The organism is bacterium (assembly GCA_036524115.1).
Lineage (GTDB): Bacteria > JAUVQV01 > JAUVQV01 > JAUVQV01 > DATDCY01 > DATDCY01.
In genome coordinates, this window is sequence record DATDCY010000085.1 from 1 (window position 1) to 2,808 (window position 2,808).

Below are 2,808 nucleotides of genomic sequence, written 5' to 3' on the forward strand. Positions count from 1 at the left end.
GTAAGCCCTGAAGGATCGCCCCTACGAACTTTTAGGAAGCTGCTTGTGGCGGCCAGTCCACATGATTTTTTTACCACTCTGATACGGTTGTTCGATCATGACCGTCTTTTTCCAGCCTTTTCAACTGGGCCTCGTCGGCGCGCGCCGCGCCGGCGAGCGCGCACCAGGCGGCGAGCGCCGCGGCGGCCAGCGGAGCGCGTCGGGTCCGTGCCATCACCAGAGCGTGTAGCGGAAGACGACGTCGAGACTGTAGATGCCCTGGCGCAGCTCCTGGCCCCAGAGCGAGAGGTAGTCCAGCACGTAGTACTGCACGAGGACCTGCTGGTCCTCCGTGGCGCCGAGGTTCTGCGAGTAGCTCACGAACATGCGGTCCGACAGGCGCGTCCCGAGCGTGACTTTCGCCGAGACGCGGTTGTCGTCCCGGACGACCGGCTCGAGCTGGAGCACCTCCAGGCCCATCGAGCTGCGCGCCTCGTCGCCGAGGGCGTTGACGAGCGGCTCCGTCGTGAAGACGGCGGCGCCGACGCTCGAGGAGAGCCCGCCGCCGCGCGAGAGCCCCTTGCGGGTCTCGCCGATCGTCAGGAGCGCCACCAGGTCGTCCTGGCTCATCGCAGGCAGCGAGACGAGGTGGTAGGAGGGGTCGTTGAGCGGGCCCTCCATCAGGAAGAGGATCTGCGTCTCGCCCACGCTCGTCGAGGCCTGCACGTCCAGGACGGGGACCTTGGCCGGAGGCACGAAGCGCAGCGAGCCGCTCTCGAGCTGGAACTGGCGCGAGAGGTAGAAGGCCTCGCCCCTGATGGCCGTGATCTCGCCGCGCACCACGGGCGAACCGAGGGTCCCGCCGACGTCCAGCGCCACCGCCGCCTCGATCTTGGCCATCTTGTTGGCGATCCAGACGTTGTCGGTGGCGCGCACCTTGATGTCGAGCGCCAGCCGCGAGAGGTCGGCGCCGGCATCCGGGCGCGCTCCGCCCGCGCCGTCGTCGCCGCGCGTCGAGACGAGCGCGGGCGGCTTCTCGGTGAACTCGCGCAGGTAGCGCGCCTTGAGGACGCGCACCTCGCCGGCGAGCGTCAGCGCCCCCAGCTCGCCCTGAAGCGCCAGCCGCAGGTCGGCCTGCGCCTTGAGCCCGTCGGCGAGCTCGACGACGATGCCGTCGCCGCGCAGCTCGAGGCCGACGCGGCCGGGCGCGCTCCAGACGAGCGAGCCCGAGAGCGCCACCCTGCCGCCGCCAGTCTGTCCCGTGAGCTCGATCGACTCGATCCGGTCCGCGCCCAGCTGCAGCCGGCCGTTGACGCCCGTGACCTTCGCGGGGAGCTGGCGCACGAACAGCTCCGCGTCGACGACCTCGACGCTGCCGGAGATGGCGGGGGACGCGATGGGGCCGGAGAGCCCGAGCCGCACCTGCACCTGGCCGCGCATCTCCCGGGCCGCCGGCACGCGCCCGCGGAAAAGCGCCAGGTCCAGCCGCCCCTCCACCCGCGCGTCCACCGTGCCCGCGTCGAGCGCGTAGCTCCCGCTGCCCCGGAAGGCGCCGCCGCCGATCGTCCCGGCCAGGTCCACCGCCCGCAGGGTGCGCCCCTGCAGCTCGACCCGCCCGGTCACCCGTTCGAGCGGCTCGGGCAGCGCGCGGACCTTGACGAACGCCTCGCGCACCGCCAGGCTCCCCTCGGGGGCCGGCGCCTCCCAGGGGCCGCGGAGGGTCAGCTGCAGATCCCCCGTGCCGTCGACCTCCTCGAGCTCCGGCCAGTACTCGGCGAAGAACGCCAGGTCCACCGCGCCCTCCGCGCGCAGGTCCCACCCCGACTGCGGGTGCCCGGTGCCCGAGAGATCGAGGCGGTACTGGTCGCCCGCGAGGCGGAAGTCCTCCAGCCGCAGCCCGCCGTCGCGCCAGGAGACGCGCACCGGCGCGCGGTTCTGCAGGGTCTGGCCCGAGGCCTGGAGCCAGAGGGTGTCCAGCACCAGGTCGGCGGAAACCGACTCGGGCTCGCGCAGCCGCCCGTGCGCGACGACGCGGCCCGCCGCCAGGAACGACGCCCCGCCGACGAGCCGCGCGAGCCCCGGCGGCAGCGCGGCCGTGCCGGAGCGGACGAGCTCGGGCGCCAGCTGGCGCAGCTCGAGGTCGGACTCGAACCGCCAGCCCTGGTGCGGCTCCACGACGGCGCGCAGCCGGTTCTCCTGGGTCCCGACCCACCCCGTGAGCACCGCCTTGCCCCCGCGGTAGTCGACCTCCAGCTCGCCGCCGCGGAAGTCGAGCCCGCCGTAGCGCAGCTGCGACGCGCGCAGGCTCCCCTGCAGCTCGAGCGCCTCCAGCGGCCCGCTCACCCGCCCGCGCAGCGAGCCGCGAAGGTCGAGGCTGGAGCCGGGGACGACGTCCGCCGCGTCGAACGCCGCGCTCTCGAACTCTCCGGCGAGCGTCCGGCCCTCGCGCAGCTCGCCGTTGAAGGCCAGCTCCGTGGCGCCGCGGCGCAGCCGCAGCGACTCGACGCGCAGCCGACGAGCCGCGTAGGCGAAGGAGGCCGACGCGGTGTCGACGATCGCCTTGCGGAAGCGCAGGTCCTTCCCGGTGATCCTGCCGGCGGCGACCGGTTCGGCGAGCGTCCCGCGGACGCTCAGCGTCGCCGCGAGCCTCCCCGCGAACTGCTCGACGCCGGCGTCGAGCAGCCGCGCGCCCTCCTGCAGCGAGAGGTCCTCGAGCGTGCTCTCGAGCGCCAGCGCCCCCGAGGCCAGCTCGACCCTCCCCTGCGCGCCGCCGCGGCCGCCCGGCCAAGCGAACGAGCACTCGGCCAGGGTCAGGGCCGCGGCCGAGAG

At 73.8% G+C, this 2,808-nt stretch carries 1 protein-coding gene; it reads right to left on the minus strand.

Going from position 1 to position 2,808, the window contains the following annotated elements:
• Window positions 1-213: 213 nt before the first annotated feature.
• A partial coding sequence (locus VI078_04020) for a translocation/assembly module TamB domain-containing protein (protein HEY5998452.1) occupies window positions 214-2,808 on the minus strand: 2,595 nt, incomplete at its 5' end.